This window comes from Pseudomonas sp. PSB11 (assembly GCF_014596605.1).
Lineage (GTDB): Bacteria > Pseudomonadota > Gammaproteobacteria > Pseudomonadales > Pseudomonadaceae > Aquipseudomonas > Aquipseudomonas umsongensis.
On the sequence record NZ_NOIO01000008.1, the window covers coordinates 1 to 16,208 of the forward strand.

15 protein-coding genes are annotated in these 16,208 nt (G+C 58.9%); 11 read left to right on the plus strand and 4 right to left on the minus strand.

Annotation, left to right across the window (positions count from 1 at the left end):
• Together CGA21_RS11935 and smpB are read right to left on the minus strand one after the other, a co-directional pair.
• Positions 1 to 131, minus strand: a 131-nt coding sequence (locus CGA21_RS11935; RefSeq protein ID WP_188264257.1) for a transposase, incomplete at its 3' end; no start/stop codon positions are given.
• A gap of 72 nt (positions 132 to 203) precedes the next feature.
• The gene (gene smpB, locus CGA21_RS11940; RefSeq protein WP_008057382.1) at positions 204 to 686 is read right to left on the minus strand and encodes an SsrA-binding protein SmpB; all 483 of its coding nucleotides are present in this window, start codon (positions 684 to 686) and stop codon (positions 204 to 206) included.
• Between the two features lie 118 nt (positions 687 to 804).
• On the opposite strand from smpB, the gene CGA21_RS11945 reads away from it, so the two are divergent.
• From CGA21_RS11945 to CGA21_RS11955, 3 genes are read left to right on the plus strand one after another with little or no spacing between them, the layout of a single operon-like run.
• Entirely contained in the window at positions 805 to 2,208 is a 1,404-nt protein-coding gene (locus CGA21_RS11945) for a sodium-dependent transporter (RefSeq protein WP_110746730.1), read from the plus strand.
• Between the two features lie 7 nt (positions 2,209 to 2,215).
• Entirely contained in the window at positions 2,216 to 2,650 is a 435-nt protein-coding gene (locus tag CGA21_RS11950; RefSeq protein WP_020796518.1) for a type II toxin-antitoxin system RatA family toxin, read from the plus strand.
• Positions 2,643 to 2,957, plus strand: a complete 315-nt coding sequence (locus CGA21_RS11955) for an RnfH family protein (RefSeq protein ID WP_110746732.1) — start codon at positions 2,643 to 2,645, stop codon at positions 2,955 to 2,957. The genes CGA21_RS11950 and CGA21_RS11955 overlap by 8 nt, the downstream gene beginning before the upstream one ends.
• A gap of 59 nt (positions 2,958 to 3,016) precedes the next feature.
• Here the strand turns inward: CGA21_RS11955 and CGA21_RS11960 are convergent, their stop codons facing one another.
• Positions 3,017 to 3,544, minus strand: coding sequence for an outer membrane protein assembly factor BamE (locus CGA21_RS11960; RefSeq protein WP_110746734.1), 528 nt, complete (start codon positions 3,542 to 3,544; stop codon positions 3,017 to 3,019).
• Positions 3,545 to 3,641: 97 nt separating this feature from the next.
• Between CGA21_RS11960 and fur the strand changes: the two genes are divergently transcribed.
• Complete coding sequence (gene fur / locus CGA21_RS11965) at positions 3,642 to 4,046, plus strand: ferric iron uptake transcriptional regulator (protein WP_003197684.1); 405 nt, start codon at positions 3,642 to 3,644, stop codon at positions 4,044 to 4,046.
• 190 nt (positions 4,047 to 4,236) lie between these two features.
• On the opposite strand, the gene recN is transcribed toward fur, so the two are convergent.
• Positions 4,237 to 5,910, minus strand: a complete 1,674-nt coding sequence (gene recN / locus CGA21_RS11970) for a DNA repair protein RecN (RefSeq protein ID WP_188264258.1) — start codon at positions 5,908 to 5,910, stop codon at positions 4,237 to 4,239.
• 242 nt (positions 5,911 to 6,152) lie between these two features.
• Here recN and grpE point away from each other — a divergent pair, with 242 nt between their 5' ends.
• From grpE to greA, 7 genes are all read left to right on the plus strand, one after another.
• Positions 6,153 to 6,719: a nucleotide exchange factor GrpE gene (gene grpE / locus CGA21_RS11975; RefSeq protein ID WP_020796523.1), complete on the plus strand. Its 567-nt coding sequence runs from the start codon at positions 6,153 to 6,155 to the stop codon at positions 6,717 to 6,719.
• Between the two features lie 103 nt (positions 6,720 to 6,822).
• On the plus strand, positions 6,823 to 8,739 hold the full coding sequence (gene dnaK, locus CGA21_RS11980; protein ID WP_020796524.1) for a molecular chaperone DnaK: 1,917 nt from the start codon (positions 6,823 to 6,825) through the stop codon (positions 8,737 to 8,739).
• Positions 8,740 to 9,036: 297 nt separating this feature from the next.
• Positions 9,037 to 10,161 carry a molecular chaperone DnaJ gene (gene dnaJ, locus CGA21_RS11985; RefSeq protein WP_046820627.1) on the plus strand — a complete coding sequence of 375 codons (1,125 nt, stop codon included), beginning with the start codon at positions 9,037 to 9,039 and terminating at the stop codon, positions 10,159 to 10,161.
• A 10-nt stretch (positions 10,162 to 10,171) separates the two neighbouring features.
• On the plus strand, positions 10,172 to 10,975 hold the full coding sequence (gene dapB, locus CGA21_RS11990) for a 4-hydroxy-tetrahydrodipicolinate reductase (RefSeq protein ID WP_008057399.1): 804 nt from the start codon (positions 10,172 to 10,174) through the stop codon (positions 10,973 to 10,975).
• Positions 10,976 to 11,234: 259 nt separating this feature from the next.
• Positions 11,235 to 12,371 (plus strand): glutamine-hydrolyzing carbamoyl-phosphate synthase small subunit, encoded by a 1,137-nt coding sequence (gene carA, locus CGA21_RS11995; protein ID WP_020796526.1) that lies wholly within the window; start codon positions 11,235 to 11,237, stop codon positions 12,369 to 12,371.
• 118 nt (positions 12,372 to 12,489) lie between these two features.
• A complete protein-coding gene (gene carB, locus CGA21_RS12000; protein WP_020796527.1) occupies positions 12,490 to 15,711 on the plus strand; it encodes a carbamoyl-phosphate synthase large subunit in 3,222 nt (1,073 codons plus the stop codon).
• Between the two features lie 2 nt (positions 15,712 to 15,713).
• The gene (gene greA, locus CGA21_RS12005) at positions 15,714 to 16,190 is read left to right on the plus strand and encodes a transcription elongation factor GreA (protein ID WP_032831479.1); all 477 of its coding nucleotides are present in this window, start codon (positions 15,714 to 15,716) and stop codon (positions 16,188 to 16,190) included.
• The last annotated feature ends 18 nt before the right edge of the window (positions 16,191 to 16,208 follow it).

Here is a 16,208-nt window from a genome sequence, read left to right on the forward strand (position 1 = left end):
TAGGCCGCGATCCACTGGCGCAACGAAGAAAAATCAACATCGTGCCGATCCGCAACATCTCTAAGACCCGCATTACCGGAACAGTAATCCTGCACCGCCAACAGCTTCACTTGAACTGTGTACTTCCTCATGAAACACCCCATCGGTTGTGTCCAACCTTTGGGGTGCAGTCCACAGAGCGTGGGAACGATCAGTGCAAGGAATTAATCTTCCTTGCCCTTGTTGCGCACCGCGCGCTGCAATTCGCGTCCGGCGTCGCGTTCGCGCTCGGTATCACGTTTGTCGTATTCCTTCTTGCCCTTGCCCAGAGCAATTTCGCACTTGACCATGTGCTTGCTCCAGTACCAGGACAGGCACACGCAGGCGTAGCCTTTTTGCTGCACGGCAGCGGCGAGCTTTTCCAGCTCCCGCCGGTTGAGCAGCAATTTTCGCGTGCGCACCGGATCGGCGATGACGTGGGTGCTGGCGGTCGTCAGGGGCGTGATATGACTGCCCAGCAGCCAGGCTTCGCCATCCTTGAGCAGTACGTAACTGTCAACCAGTTGCAACTTGCTTGCCCGCAGACTTTTTACTTCCCAGCCGGCCAGGACCAGACCAGCCTCGAACCGATGTTCGATGAAGTAATCGTGTCGCGCCTTTTTATTTTGCGCGATGGTCCCTGTTGGGTGTTTCTTCTGTTTAGCCATAGGGGCGGCATTATAGGGAGTTGCACGCGAGTCGGCTACGGGATTGCTACATGCTTGAGCAGGTTGATTGAATCCCGGACAATGCGGCCTCTTTTTTGAACGCTTGGTCGTAATATAGATGTCGACAGACAAGGTTTCTGTCCACGGCAGTTGGGCTAGCCGTTGGGTTTTCATACTCGCCGCGACCGGTTCGGCCGTGGGCCTGGGTAGTATCTGGAAATTCCCCTACATGGTTGGCGTCTACGGCGGCGGCGCCTTCGTGCTGATGTTCCTGGCCTGTATCGCCTTGATCGGTGTGCCGGTCATGCTCGCCGAAACCCTGATTGGCCGGCGTGCCCGGCAGAGTCCGGCCAATGCCTTGAAGGTGCTGGCGCTGGAAGCGGGGCATTCGACAAAGTGGTCGTGGGGTGCTTTTGCCGGAATGATCACGGCATTGTTGATCCTGTCTTTCTACAGTGTCGTCGGCGGCTGGTCGCTGGATTACATCATCGATATGGGCCGTGGCGACTTCCAGGGCGCGACTCCTGATCAGGTGGGGGCGTACTTTGGCAATGTGATTGCCGATCCCTGGCGCCTGACACTTTGGCACACGATTTTTATGCTGCTGTCTGCGGTGGTGATCGCAAAAGGCGTGGTCGCGGGGCTTGAACGCAGTCTGCGGATCATGATGCCGTTGCTGTTCGTGATGATCCTTGTGTTGCTGGGCTACAGCATGACCACCGGGCATTTCATGGAAGGCGTGCATTTCATGTTCGACTTCCACCCGGAAAAAGTCCTCGACGGCTTGCTGCCGGCCATGGGGCACGCTTTCTTTTCCCTGAGCGTCGGTGTCGGTTCGATCATGATCTACGGCGCCTACATGCCCAAGCATTCGTCGATCTCCGGGACCATCGTTGGCGTTGCGCTGCTGGATACCTTTGTGTCCCTGGTGGCTGGCCTGGCGCTGTTTCCGATTGTATTTGCCGGAGGGTTGAACCCGAGCGAAGGCCCTGGCCTGATGTTTGTCAGCCTGCCATTTGCCTTTGGCAACGTAGCGTTTGGCCAGTTGATGGGCGTAGTGTTCTTCGTGCTGGTCGCGATTGCAGCCTGGAGTTCGGCCATATCCTTGCTCGAACCCATGGTGGCTTACCTGGTGGAGCGCTCGAAAATCAGTCGAACCTGGGTCACCTTCTGGCTGGCCTTCAGCTGCTGGTTTGTCGGCCTGGGTACCGTGTTTTCCTTCAATATCTGGAAGCAAGCCAAGTTTTTCGTGAACGAAGACGGGCTGTTTCACCTCTATCAATGGGGTGCGGCGGGTGGCCTGGACTTCTTTGGCGTGATCGATTTTTTCACCTCACGGATCATGCTGCCGCTCGGTGGATTGTGTTTCGTGGTATTTGCAGGCTGGGTAATGGGGCGTGAAGCAGTGCGTGACGAGCTGTCGATGCGAAACCCGATGTTGTTTGCCCTGTCCTTGTTCTTGATGCGCTATGTGGCGCCAATCGGCATTCTCATAGTGTTTGCCGCCCAGCTCTGGAAGTGACGCTGACATGACGACACACATTTCACGTTCGGCGTTGCTGCCGTACCCCGCGCAAGCGCTGTATGACCTGGTCAACGACGTGGCGCGTTATCCGGAATTCCTGCCCTGGTGCTCTTCAGCTGAAGTGCTGGAAAGCTCTGCCGATCATATGCGCGCGAGCGTTGGCGTGGCCAAGGGCGGGCTCAGCCAGCATTTCGTGACGCGCAACACCCTGGTGCCCGGCCAGTCGATCGAGATGAACCTCGAGGAGGGGCCGTTCACCCAGTTGCATGGCGTGTGGGTGTTCAAGCCGTTGGGTGAGAAGGCCTGCAAGATCAGCCTGGACCTGTCGTTTGATTATGCAGGGCCGATTATTCGCGCCACCCTGGGGCCGTTGTTCAATCAGGCAGCGAATACCCTGGTGGACGCGTTCTGCCAGCGCGCCAAGCAAATGCATGGTTGAGGCGATGATAGAGATCGAGGTGGTCTATGCCGCCGTTGATCGTCAGCTGCTCTTGCCGGTGAGCGTGCCGGCAGGAACCACCGTTCGCGCCGCGTTGTTCAAGTCCGGCATACGTCAGGCTTTTCCTGATCTGGACCTGTCGCAGTGTCCGGTGGGGATCTTCGGCAAGGTGATTGCCGATCCCGACAGTCGTCTGGTTCAATCAGGTGATCGCATCGAGATCTACCGGCCGTTGCTGGCGGACCCAAAGGAAGTGCGTCGCCTGCGTGCGGCGAAGGCTGCCGAGGCCAAGGCCCGGAATCAGTAAGTCGGGTAAATGCCAGGCGTAAAAAAACCCGGACATGCCGGGTTTTTTTATGTCGCAAATTATTGCGGCGAGGTTTCCAGAGGTTCTGGAGTCGGGACTGGCACGGTTTCGACACCGTCCACTTCCTTCTGGATCTGATCGAGCAACGAGCCAGGCTTGACCGGTTTTTCCGGTTTCGGCTGCTCGACCTGCTCTGCCGGCGCAGTCACGGTGGTGCCAGTGTCCTTGCCCAGAATGGCTTCGTCGCGGCTCACGCCAGGCATGAAGTCGCCAGAGAGGCTGACAAGCTGGTCATTTGAATTGAAGATAACGCTAATGCGTTCCTGTTGGCGTTCGCCACCACCCGGTTGCAGGCTATACAGATAATCCCAGCGATCGGCATGGAACGTATCGGTCAGCAGGGGGTTGCCCATGATAAACCTTACTTGCTTACGGGTCATTCCCGGGCGTAACTGGTCTATCATGTCCTGCGTGACGACATTGCCCTGCTGGATGTCGATTTTGTAAACCCCGGGGAATGAACAACCGGCGAGTGCGAGCAGTCCCACAAAGGTGAAACTGGTTAGCAAGAGCTTGGTGTTTTGCATCGGTGGGCGACTTCCACTATCTTGGCTGGGACAACGTAAACGCCGATCATACCCGCATTAAGAGAAGCTGCGAAGCAGCATCGCGAGAAAGCTGACCATGGTTGAAAATAGCGAACTACGCAAAGCCGGCCTCAAAGTGACCCTGCCACGGGTCAAGATTCTGCAAATGCTCGACTCGGCCGAGCAGCGCCACATGAGTGCCGAGGATGTCTATAAGGCATTGATGGAGGCTGGCGAGGACGTCGGTCTGGCCACGGTTTACCGTGTACTGACCCAGTTCGAGGCGGCTGGACTTGTGGTGCGGCACAACTTCGACGGAGGCCATGCGGTCTTCGAACTGGACGACGGCAAGCATCACGACCATATGGTCAACGTCGAAACCAGCGAAGTGATCGAATTCTTCGACGAAGAAATCGAGCGCCTGCAGAAAGCCATCGTCGACAAGTACGGTTTCGAGATGGTTGATCACAATCTTGTGTTGTACGTGCGCAAGAAAAAGTAAGCATGTCGCGCGAACCCAGGGTTCGCGAAACGAACGGAGGCGACCTAAGGGTCGCCTTCGTGCTTTCTGCCGCTTGTGCGGTTTGCAAAGGGTTCTTTAGGAGCTGCCGAAGGCTGCGATCTTTGATCTTTGCGTTTGTATGGACAAAGTCAAAAGATCGCAGCCTTCGGCAGCTCCTACAGGGTTCGTTTTAGATTTTTGCAGTGACGACCATTTTCTTGGCGTGAGCCAGGGATTCCTTGGTGAGATCGATCCCACCCAGCATTCGCGCCACTTCTTCTACACGATCGTTCTTGCTTAATTTGGAGACGGCCGTGCGAGTGGCATCTTCGCCCCGGACCTTGTGCACGAACAGGTGCTGATGCCCTTGTGCGGCCACTTGGGGCAGGTGCGTGACCGTCAGGACCTGCCCGCGTTCACCGAGCCTGCGCAGCAGTTGGCCGACGATTTCCGCAGTTGGTCCGCCAATGCCGACGTCCACTTCGTCGAACACCAAGGTCGGGACCCGGGACGTTTGCGCGGTGATCACCTGGATCGCCAGGCTGATGCGCGACAGTTCGCCACCCGATGCCACCCTCGCCAGGGCTTTTAAGGGCTGCCCCGGGTTGGCGCTAACCAACAGTTCCACCTGTTCGAGTCCGTTCGGAAGCAATTCATTGCTGTTGTTCGGTCGCAGCTCAATGGCAAAGCGCCCTCCGGGCATGCCCAGGCGCTGGATCTCCTGCTCCACCGCGCTGGCCAGGCTGCTGGAGGCTTGGTGGCGCAGGTCGCTCAACTCTCGAGCTTTCTCTTGATAATGACGGGCATAAGACGCCAGCTCATCACTCAGTCGTTCGATGGATTCATCGTTGGCGTTCAGGGTTTCGATTTCATCCAGTAACCGCTGCTGCATCTCTGCGACCTCGTTCGGCTGGATGCGGTGCTTGCGGGCCATGGTGTAGATCGCATCGAGGCGTTCTTCCAGGTATTGAAGGCGCGCCGGGTCTGCGTCGAAGTTATCCAGGAAGCGGTTCAGCTCACCCACGGCTTCTTCAACCTGGATCTGTGCGCTGGTCAGCAAGCTGCTGGCTTCGCCCAGCGCGCCAATCGAGTTGTTCACGCTCGACAGGCGATTAAGGCTTGCAGTCAGGGCGTTCAGGACATTGCCCGAATCACTCTCGCTACATTGTTCGACCACTTGCCGGCAGATACCCAGCAAGGTTTCTGCGTTGGTCAGGTTCTTGTGTTCCTGTTCCAGTTGCTCCAGCTCGTTGTCGCCGAGGCCAAGGTTTTCAAGCTCTTCAAGCTGGTAGCTGAGCAACTGATGGCGAGCGCGCTGCTCGTCGCCGGAGTTGGACAGTCGCTCAAGCTCCTGGTGAGTCTGGCGCCAACGCTGGGCGGCCAGGTGCACCTGGCGGGCAAGGTCCGTGGCGCCGGCATATTCGTCGAGCAGGCGGCGATGGGTATCGGTCTTGAGCAGGGACTGGTGTTCATGCTGGCTATGGATGTCGATCAGCAGTTCGCCCAGGGCCTTGAGGTCGCCCAGCGGGCAGGGGGTGCCGTTGATGTAGCCGCGCGAGCGTCCTTCGGCGGTAATGACTCGGCGCAGGATGCACGGGCCGTCGTTCTCGAGGTCGCGTTCGGCGAGCCAGGCGCTGGCTTCCGGGATGTCGGCCAGGTCAAAGGTTGCCAGGATGTCGGCTTTGTCTGCGCCGGGGCGGACCACGCCGCTGTCGGCACGATCGCCGAGGGTCAGGCCCAGGGCGTCGAGCATGATCGACTTGCCGGCGCCAGTTTCCCCTGTGATCACGCTCATGCCTCGATCGAGTTCAAGATCGAGGTGTTCAACGATGGCGTAGTTATGTACGGACAGGTGCACCAGCATGAAGGCCGCTCCCAGGCTTTAGGTCTGGTTATTTATACAGTGTTTTATTTGCGACTGACAATGCCCCTCGTTAGCTCGATTTGCTTGATCCGACGAAATCCTTAGTGCGCAGAGGAATGACAATGCAGCTGTTTTTTGTAGGGTTAATGTTTGATCAGCCCCTTGAAGCTGGATTTTGCGGCCCCATATAGCTGGACAGAAGCGCGAGTCAGGCTCGCGGACGATATTGAAAGGAGAATTCTATGGCTGACGAACAGACAGTGGATACGCAAAATCTAGACGCCGATCAGGCTTCCCAGGCTTCGGGTGATGACCTGGCGGCTCGTGTACAAGTGCTCGAAGAGCAACTGGCAGGTGCGCAGGATCAGGCTTTGCGTGTGGCCGCCGATCTGCAGAACGTCCGCCGTCGCGCCGAGCAGGATGTGGAAAAAGCTCACAAGTTCGCGCTGGAAAAATTCGCCGGCGACCTGCTGCCGATCATCGACAGCCTGGAGCGTGGCCTGGAGTTGTCCAGCCCGGATGACGAAAGCATTCGTCCGATGCGTGAAGGCATCGAGCTGACCCTGAAAATGTTCCAGGACACCCTGAAGCGTTATCAGCTGGAAGCGATCGATCCGCATGGCGAGCCGTTCAACGCCGTTCTTCATCAGGCAATGGCCATGCAGGAAAGCGCTGACCTCGAGCCAAACAGCGTGCTCAAGGTGTTCCAGAAGGGCTACCAGCTTAACGGTCGCCTGCTGCGCCCGGCGATGGTCGTGGTCAGCAAGGCTCCGGCGCCAGTTTCGCCTTCTATTGACGAGCAGGCTTGAAATTAGCCGCAAGGCCCCCATTTAGAAGTCAAGCGTTTAAGTGCTACCGCAGTTAGCCACCACTGCTGCGGCAACCAAATCCAAAAGTTTCGGGAGAGTGAACATGGGCAAAATTATCGGTATCGACCTGGGGACCACCAACTCCTGCGTCTCCGTGCTTGAAAACGGCGTAGCCAAAGTTATTGAAAACGCCGAAGGCGCGCGTACCACGCCGTCGATCATCGCTTACGCCAACGATGGCGAAATCCTGGTCGGCCAGTCCGCCAAGCGTCAGGCTGTGACCAACCCGCATAACACCCTGTACGCCGTGAAGCGTCTGATCGGTCGCAAGTTCGACGAAGAAGTCGTGCAGAAAGACATCAAGATGGTTCCGTACAAGATCGCCAAGGCTGACAACGGTGACGCCTGGGTTGAAGTGAACGGCCAGAAGATGGCGCCGCCACAAATCTCGGCTGAAATCCTCAAGAAAATGAAGAAGACCGCCGAAGACTACCTCGGCGAGCCAGTGACCGAAGCGGTGATCACCGTTCCGGCCTACTTCAACGACAGCCAGCGTCAGGCGACCAAGGACGCCGGCCGCATCGCGGGCCTGGACGTAAAACGTATCATCAACGAACCAACCGCGGCTGCTCTGGCTTACGGTATGGACAAGGCCAAGGGCGATCACACCGTGATCGTTTATGACCTGGGTGGCGGTACTTTCGACGTTTCCGTGATCGAGATCGCTGAAGTCGATGGCGAGCACCAGTTCGAAGTGTTGGCCACCAACGGCGACACCTTCCTGGGTGGTGAGGACTTCGACATTCGTCTGATCGACTACCTCGTCGACGAATTCAAGAAAGAAAGCGGCATGAACCTCAAGGGTGATCCGCTGGCGATGCAGCGCCTGAAAGAAGCCGCTGAAAAAGCCAAGATCGAGCTGTCTTCCGCTCAGTCGACCGACGTCAACCTGCCGTACATCACTGCAGACGCTACCGGTCCTAAGCACCTGAACGTGAAGATCTCCCGCGCCAAGCTGGAAGCGCTGGTTGAAGACCTGGTTCAACGCACCATCGAGCCTTGCCGCATTGCGCTGAAAGACTCCGGTATCGACGTTGGCGCGATCAACGACGTGATCCTGGTCGGCGGTCAGACCCGTATGCCACTGGTTCAGAAGCTGGTGACCGAGTTCTTCGGTAAAGAAGCACGTAAAGACGTGAACCCGGACGAAGCTGTCGCCATGGGTGCTGCCATCCAGGGTGCGGTACTGGCCGGTGACGTGAAAGACGTTCTGCTGCTGGACGTCAGCCCGCTGACCCTGGGTATCGAAACCATGGGTGGCGTGATGACTGCGCTGATCGAGAAAAACACCACGATTCCTACCAAGAAATCGCAAGTGTTTTCGACCGCCGACGACAACCAGGGCGCCGTGACCATTCACGTGCTGCAAGGTGAGCGTAAGCAGGCTGCACAGAACAAGTCCCTGGGCAAGTTCGACCTGGCCGAGATTCCACCAGCACCACGTGGCGTGCCACAAATCGAAGTGACCTTCGACATCGACGCCAACGGCATCCTGCACGTAGGCGCCAAGGACAAGGCCACCGGCAAGACTCAGTCGATCGTGATCAAGGCCAACTCCGGCCTGTCCGATGAAGAGATCGAGCGCATGGTGCGTGACGCCGAGGCCAATGCCGAGGAAGACCGCAAGTTCGAAGAGCTGGCCGCTGCCCGTAACCAGGGTGACGCACTGGTTCACTCGACGCGCAAAATGGTCGCTGACGCTGGCGACAAGGTAAGCGCTGAAGAGAAGACTGCGATCGAAGCTGCCGTGGTTGCCCTGGAAGCCGCTGTAAAAGGCGACGACAAGGCTGCTATCGAAGCCAAGGTTGAAGAGCTGTCGAAAGTCTCCGCTCCAGTGGCGCAGAAGATGTACGCCGAACAGGCTCAGCCTGCTGAAGGCGCGGCACCGCACGACGACAAGGCGCAAAAGGCTGACGACGTTGTCGACGCTGAGTTCGAAGAAGTAAAAGACCACAAGTAAGTTGTTGGTCGCCCGGTTGACTGCCTTGCGGCGGTGACTGGTAGGATGTCGCCGCGCGGGAGCTTGCTCCCGCGTTGGCGTGTCTGGAATACGCGAATTTTTACAGCATGCGACTGCGGTCGGATGTTGCAGGCATGGCCGGGAATGCTCCTGCTTTCCGAACCGCAAGTGCCACATCGAAACAAAGACCAGGATCGTTGAATTGACGTGAGTTGGGTCCGGGCCTGTATTGGGGCTCAACGAGTTTGACGAGGCTCAGGAGAGGTTTGTCGAACGTCCTCAAGAGTGCAGAGACTTATGGCAAAGCGTGACTATTACGAAGTATTGGGTGTTGAGCGAGGTTCAAGCGAGTCGGACCTGAAGAAGGCCTACCGTCGCCTGGCGATGAAGCACCACCCGGACCGTAATCCTGATGACAAGGCATCGGAAGAGATGTTCAAGGAGGCCAACGAGGCCTACGAAGTGCTCTCCGATTCCAGCAAGCGTGCGGCCTATGACCAGTACGGTCATGCCGGTGTCGACCCGAGCATGGGTGGCGGCGGCGCCGGTTTCGGTGGCCAGAACTTCTCGGACATCTTTGGTGATGTCTTCAGCGACTTCTTCGGTGGCGGTCGCGGTGGTTCCCGCGGTGGTGCCCAGCGAGGCAGCGACCTGCGTTATACCCTGGAGCTGAACCTGGAAGAAGCGGTGCGTGGCACCAGCGTGAATATCCGCGTTCCGACACTGGTCAACTGCAAGCCGTGCGACGGCTCGGGGGCCAAGAAAGGCTCTTCGCCGGTGACCTGCCCGACTTGCGGCGGTATCGGCCAGGTACGCATGCAGCAAGGGTTCTTCTCGGTGCAGCAAACCTGTCCGCGTTGCCACGGCCAGGGCAAGATCATTTCCGATCCTTGCGATTCCTGCCATGGCGAAGGTCGTGTCGAAGAGTACAAGACCCTGTCGGTCAAAGTGCCGGCCGGTGTCGATACCGGTGACCGCATTCGCCTGTCGGGCGAGGGCGAGGCGGGTGCCCAGGGCGGGCCAACCGGCGATCTGTACGTGGTGATCAACGTGCGCGAGCACTCGATTTTCCAGCGTGACGGCAAGCATCTGTTCTGTGAAGTGCCCATCAGCTTCGTCGATGCGGCGCTGGGTGGCGAGCTGGAGATTCCTACCCTCGATGGTCGGGTCAAGCTGAAAATCCCTGAGGGGACTCAGACCGGCAAGCAGTTCCGCGTGCGTGGCAAGGGCGTTGCGCCTGTGCGTGGCGGCGGTGCGGGTGACTTGATGTGCCGTGTGGCAGTCGAGACGCCGGTCAACCTGAGCCGTCGCCAGCGTGAACTGCTCGAAGAGTTCCGCAGCTCCCTGGCGGACGACAACAGTCATTCCCCGAAAACCACGGGCTGGTTCGAAGGCGTGAAGCGCTTCTTCGGCGATTTGTAAGGAGACAGGCATGCGACGTATAGCTGTGATGGGCGCCGCCGGGCGCATGGGCAAGACCCTGATCGAGGCTGTGCAGCAGGCACCGGGTGCCGGCCTGACGGCAGCAGTGGATCGTCCTGACAGTACGCTGGTCGGCGCGGACGCCGGCGAGCTGGCGGCTATCGGTCGCATCGGCGTGCCGCTGTCGGGTGACCTGGATCGCGTGGTCGATGAGTTCGACGTGCTGATCGACTTCACCCATCCGACGGTGACCCTGAAAAACCTCGCCTTCTGCCGCAAGCACAACAAGGCGATGATCATTGGCACAACCGGCTTCAGTGTTGAAGAGAAGCAGTTGCTGGCAGAAGCGGGAAAGGATATTCCGATCGTCTTCGCGGCCAATTTCAGCGTCGGTGTAAACCTTTGCCTGAAGCTGCTCGATACCGCTGCCCGGGTGCTGGGTGATGATGTCGATATCGAGATCACCGAAGCTCACCATCGGCATAAAGTCGATGCGCCGTCAGGTACGGCCGTGCGCATGGGTGAGGTGATTGCCGATGCCCTGGGTCGCGACCTGAAGAAAGTCGCGGTTTATGGACGTGAGGGCCAGACCGGTGCTCGCGAGCGCGAGACCATCGGTTTTGCCACGGTGCGCGCTGGCGACATCGTGGGTGATCACACTGTGTTGTTCGCCGCCGACGGTGAGCGTGTCGAGATCACTCACAAGGCCTCCAGCCGCATGACCTTCGCCAAGGGCGCGGTGCGCGCTGCTTTGTGGCTCGACGGGCGTGAAGCGGGTCTTTATGACATGCAAGACGTGCTCGACCTGCGTTAAGATGCACCCGAAATCGGGCTCGCGCACAGCGTTTGAGCCCGGTTTTACCCCGCCAAGCGACGACCTGTCGCATTCTCCAGCCTTTAAGGCTCATTGGCGGTAGACCAAAAATGCCTTTTTCTGTAAGCTACAGCTTTAGTGTGTCCACTAAAAGCGCGCAGAATAATTCAGTGAAGAAGCGGGGTGACGTGTCCATACGTCACTCCGCTTTTTTACAACCTGCGATCGCCCTTTCAGGCTTTATTTACGGGAGGTCTTCTTGACTAAGCCAGCCATACTCGCCCTTGCTGATGGCAGCATTTTTCGCGGCGAAGCCATTGGAGCCGACGGTCAAACCGTTGGTGAGGTGGTGTTCAACACCGCAATGACCGGCTATCAGGAAATCCTTACCGATCCTTCCTACGCCCAACAGATCGTTACCCTGACTTACCCGCACATCGGCAATACCGGCACCACGCCGGAAGACGCCGAGTCCAACCGCGTCTGGTCTGCTGGCCTGGTCATCCGTGACCTGCCGCTGGTGGCGAGCAACTGGCGTAATACGATGTCCCTGTCGGACTACCTGAAGGCCAACAACGTTGTGGCCATCGCCGGTATCGACACCCGCCGCCTGACGCGCATCCTGCGTGAAAAAGGTGCGCAGAACGGCTGCATCATGGCCGGTGACAACATTTCCGAAGAAGCCGCCATCGCCGCCGCCCAGGGCTTCCCTGGCCTCAAGGGCATGGACCTGGCGAAAGTCGTCAGTACCAAAGAGAAGTACGAGTGGCGTTCGACTGTCTGGGATCTGAAGACCGACAGCCACGCGACCATCGAAGCCTCCGAACTGCCGTACCACGTGGTGGCCTACGACTACGGCGTCAAGGTGAACATCCTGCGCATGCTGGTCGAGCGCGGTTGCCGCGTGACCGTGGTGCCTGCACAAACCCCAGCCGCCGAAGCGCTGGCCCTGAAGCCGGACGGCGTGTTCCTGTCCAACGGCCCTGGCGATCCCGAGCCTTGCGACTACGCGATCCAGGCGATCAAGGACGTGCTGGAAACCGACATCCCGGTGTTCGGTATCTGCCTCGGTCACCAGCTGCTGGCCCTGGCCTCCGGCGCCAAGACCCTGAAAATGGGTCACGGCCACCACGGTGCCAACCACCCGGTCCAGGATCTGGACAGCGGCGTGGTGATGATCACCAGCCAGAACCATGGTTTTGCGGTAGACGAAGCAACCCTGCCTGCCAACGTTCGCGCGATTCACAAATCGCTGTTCGACGGCACCCTGCAAGGTATCGAGCGTACCGACAAGAGCGCCTTCAGCTTCCAGGGTCACCCTGAAGCCAGCCCTGGCCCGAACGACGTAGCACCTCTGTTCGATCGCTTCATCAACGAGATGGCCAAGCGACGCTGATCGCTCGCCCTGATGTTGCAAAGCTTGAGGGTGGTCCCGATATCGGCGACCCCTTCAAGTCTTCACAGATTGAACAAGACGGCTTGCCGACTGACCTGCGGATTTGAGTGACAAACCCATGCCAAAACGTACAGACATTAAAAGCATCCTGATTCTCGGCGCTGGCCCGATCGTGATCGGCCAGGCCTGCGAATTCGACTACTCCGGCGCCCAGGCCTGCAAAGCCCTGCGCGAAGAGGGCTACCGCGTCATCCTGGTGAACTCCAACCCGGCCACCATCATGACCGACCCGGCCATGGCCGACGCCACCTACATCGAGCCGATCAAGTGGCAGACCGTTGCCAAGATCATCGAGAAAGAGCGTCCGGACGCGCTGCTGCCGACCATGGGCGGCCAGACCGCCCTGAACTGCGCCCTGGACCTGGAGCGCGAAGGCGTCCTGGAGAAGTTCGGCGTAGAAATGATCGGTGCCAACGCCGACACCATCGACAAGGCTGAAGACCGTTCGCGTTTCGACAAGGCGATGAAATCCATCGGCCTGGCGTGCCCGCGTTCCGGCATCGCCCACAGCATGGAAGAGGCCAATGCGGTCCTCGAGAAGCTGGGCTTCCCGTGCATCATCCGTCCGTCCTTCACCATGGGCGGCACCGGTGGCGGTATCGCGTACAACCGTGAAGAGTTCGAAGAAATCTGCGCCCGCGGCCTGGACCTGTCTCCGACCAAAGAGCTGCTGATCGACGAATCGCTGATCGGTTGGAAAGAATATGAAATGGAAGTTGTCCGCGACAAAAAGGACAACTGCATCATCGTCTGCTCCATCGAAAACTTCGACCCGATGGGCGTGCACACCGGTGACTCGATCACCGTGGCGCCGGCACAGACCCTGACCGACAAGGAATACCAGATCCTGCGTAACGCCTCCTTGGCGGTACTGCGTGAGATCGGCGTGGAAACCGGCGGTTCGAACGTTCAGTTCGGTATCTGCCCGAACACCGGCCGCATGGTCGTGATCGAGATGAACCCGCGTGTATCCCGTTCCTCGGCACTGGCTTCGAAAGCCACCGGCTTCCCGATCGCCAAGGTCGCGGCCAAGCTGGCTGTGGGCTACACCCTGGACGAATTGTCGAACGACATCACCGGCGGCAAGACCCCGGCGTCCTTCGAGCCGTCCATCGACTACGTCGTGACCAAGCTGCCACGTTTCGCCTTCGAGAAGTTCTCCAAGGCTGATGCGCGCCTGACCACTCAGATGAAGTCGGTGGGTGAAGTCATGGCCATCGGCCGCACCTTCCAGGAATCCCTGCAGAAAGCCCTGCGCGGCCTGGAAGTCGGTGTTTGCGGTCTGGACGAGAAGGTTGACCTGCGCAACCCGGAAAGCATGAGCATCCTCAAGCGCGAACTGACCGTGCCGGGCGCCGAGCGAATCTGGTACGTGGCGGACGCCATGCGCGCTGGCATGAGCGTTGAAGACATCTTCGGCATGACCATGATCGATCCTTGGTTCCTGGTGCAGATGGAAGACCTGATCAAGGACGAAGAGAAGGTCAAGACCCTGGGTCTGACCAGCATCGACCGTGACCTGATGTTCCGCCTCAAGCGCAAGGGCTTCTCCGACATGCGCCTGGCCAAGCTGCTGGGTGTGACCGAGAAGAGCCTGCGTGCCCACCGCCACAAGCTGGAAATCTTCCCGGTCTACAAGCGCGTCGACACCTGCGCCGCCGAGTTCGCCACCGATACCGCGTACCTGTACTCCACGTACGAAGAAGAGTGCGAAGCCGCGCCGTCGGGCCGCGACAAGATCATGATCCTGGGTGGCGGTCCTAACCGTATCGGCCAGGGCATCGAGTTCGACTACTGCTGCGTACACGCGGCACTGGCCCTGCGCGATGACGGTTACGAGACCATCATGGTCAACTGCAACCCGGAAACCGTTTCCACCGACTACGACACCTCCGATCGCCTGTACTTCGAGCCAGTGACCCTGGAAGACGTGCTGGAAATCGTCCGCGTCGAGAAGCCAAAAGGCGTGATCGTCCAGTACGGCGGCCAGACCCCGCTGAAACTGGCCCGTGCCCTGGAAGCTGCTGGCGTGCCGATCATCGGCACCAGCCCTGACGCCATCGACCGTGCCGAAGACCGCGAGCGCTTCCAGCAAATGGTCCAGCGCCTGAACCTGCGTCAGCCGCCAAACGCCACCGTACGCAGCGAAGACGAAGCGATTCGTGCAGCCAGCAAGATCGGTTATCCGCTGGTGGTGCGCCCGTCCTATGTACTGGGCGGTCGTGCGATGGAAATCGTCTACGAAGAAGAAGAACTCAAGCGCTACCTGCGTGAAGCGGTTCAAGTGTCCAACGACAGCCCGGTGCTGCTGGACCACTTCCTCAACTGCGCCATCGAAATGGACGTGGACGCGGTCTGCGACGGCAAGGACGTAGTGATCGGCGCGATCATGCAGCACATCGAGCAGGCCGGCGTTCACTCCGGTGACTCCGCATGCTCGCTGCCGCCGTACTCGCTGCCGGCGCACATCCAGGACGAAATGCGCGAACAGGTCAAGAAAATGGCCCTGGAACTGGGCGTGGTCGGCCTGATGAACGTTCAGTTGGCACTGCAAGGCGAAGACATCTACGTCATCGAAGTCAACCCGCGCGCTTCGCGTACCGTACCGTTCGTGTCCAAGTGCATCGGCGTTTCCCTGGCGATGATCGCAGCACGCGTGATGGCCGGTAAAACCCTGCAGGAGCTGGGTTTCACCAAGGAAATTATCCCGAACTTCTACAGCGTGAAAGAAGCGGTGTTCCCGTTCGCCAAATTCCCTGGCGTCGACCCGATCCTCGGCCCGGAAATGAAGTCGACCGGCGAAGTGATGGGCGTGGGCGACACCTTCGGTGAAGCATTCGCCAAGGCCCAGATGGGTGCCAGCGAAGTGCTGCCGACCGGCGGTACTGCATTCATCAGCGTGCGCGATGACGACAAGCCACTGGTTGCAGGCGTGGCCCGTGATCTGATCAACTTGGGCTTTGAAGTGGTTGCCACTGCCGGTACTGCCAAGCTGATCGAAGCCGCAGGCCTGAAAGTGCGCCGCGTGAACAAGGTGACCGAAGGGCGTCCGCACGTAGTCGACATGATCAAGAATGACGAAGTCACCTTGATCATCAACACCACCGAAGGCCGTCAGTCGATCGCTGACTCCTATTCCATTCGTCGCAATGCCCTGCAGCACAAGATTTACTGCACCACCACCATTGCTGCTGGCGAAGCGATCTGCGAAGCGCTGAAGTTCGGTCCCGAGAAGACCGTACGCCGCTTGCAGGATCTACACGCAGGATTGAAGGCATGAGCATAACGAAGTACCCGATGACCGTTCAGGGCGCTCGCGCCCTGGAGGAAGAGCACGCTCACCTGACCAAAGTCGTCCGTCCAAAGCTCAGCCAGGACATCGGTACGGCCCGTGAGTTGGGTGACTTGAAGGAAAACGCCGAATACCACGCCGCTCGCGAGCAGCAGGGTATGGTCGAGGCGCGGATTCGTGACATCGAAGGCCGGATTCAGAATCAGGTCATCATTGACGTCACGACCATTCCTCACACTGGCAAGGTTATCTTCGGCACCACCGTCGAAATCGCCAACGTCGAGACTGATGAGAGCGTCACTTACCACATCGTGGGTGAGGATGAGGCTGACTTCAAACTCGGCAAGATTTCGGTCGGTTCACCCTTGGCTCGAGCCTTGATCGGCAAGGAAGAGGGTGATGTGGTCGTCGTCAAAACGCCTGGTGGCGTTATCGAGTACGAGATTGTCGAAGTCCGTCACATCTGAAGCAAGGCGCCCGCTGAA

Coding starts and splice junctions, on each gene's coding strand:
- smpB (WP_008057382.1), bottom strand. CDS start 686: ATGGCTAAACAGAAGAAACACCCAACAGGGACCATCGCGCAAAATAAA.
- CGA21_RS11945 (WP_110746730.1), top strand. CDS start 805: ATGTCGACAGACAAGGTTTCTGTCCACGGCAGTTGGGCTAGCCGTTGG.
- CGA21_RS11950 (WP_020796518.1), top strand. CDS start 2,216: ATGACGACACACATTTCACGTTCGGCGTTGCTGCCGTACCCCGCGCAA.
- CGA21_RS11955 (WP_110746732.1), top strand. CDS start 2,643: ATGGTTGAGGCGATGATAGAGATCGAGGTGGTCTATGCCGCCGTTGAT.
- CGA21_RS11960 (WP_110746734.1), bottom strand. CDS start 3,544: ATGCAAAACACCAAGCTCTTGCTAACCAGTTTCACCTTTGTGGGACTG.
- fur (WP_003197684.1), top strand. CDS start 3,642: ATGGTTGAAAATAGCGAACTACGCAAAGCCGGCCTCAAAGTGACCCTG.
- recN (WP_188264258.1), bottom strand. CDS start 5,910: ATGCTGGTGCACCTGTCCGTACATAACTACGCCATCGTTGAACACCTC.
- grpE (WP_020796523.1), top strand. CDS start 6,153: ATGGCTGACGAACAGACAGTGGATACGCAAAATCTAGACGCCGATCAG.
- dnaK (WP_020796524.1), top strand. CDS start 6,823: ATGGGCAAAATTATCGGTATCGACCTGGGGACCACCAACTCCTGCGTC.
- dnaJ (WP_046820627.1), top strand. CDS start 9,037: ATGGCAAAGCGTGACTATTACGAAGTATTGGGTGTTGAGCGAGGTTCA.
- dapB (WP_008057399.1), top strand. CDS start 10,172: ATGCGACGTATAGCTGTGATGGGCGCCGCCGGGCGCATGGGCAAGACC.
- carB (WP_020796527.1), top strand. CDS start 12,490: ATGCCAAAACGTACAGACATTAAAAGCATCCTGATTCTCGGCGCTGGC.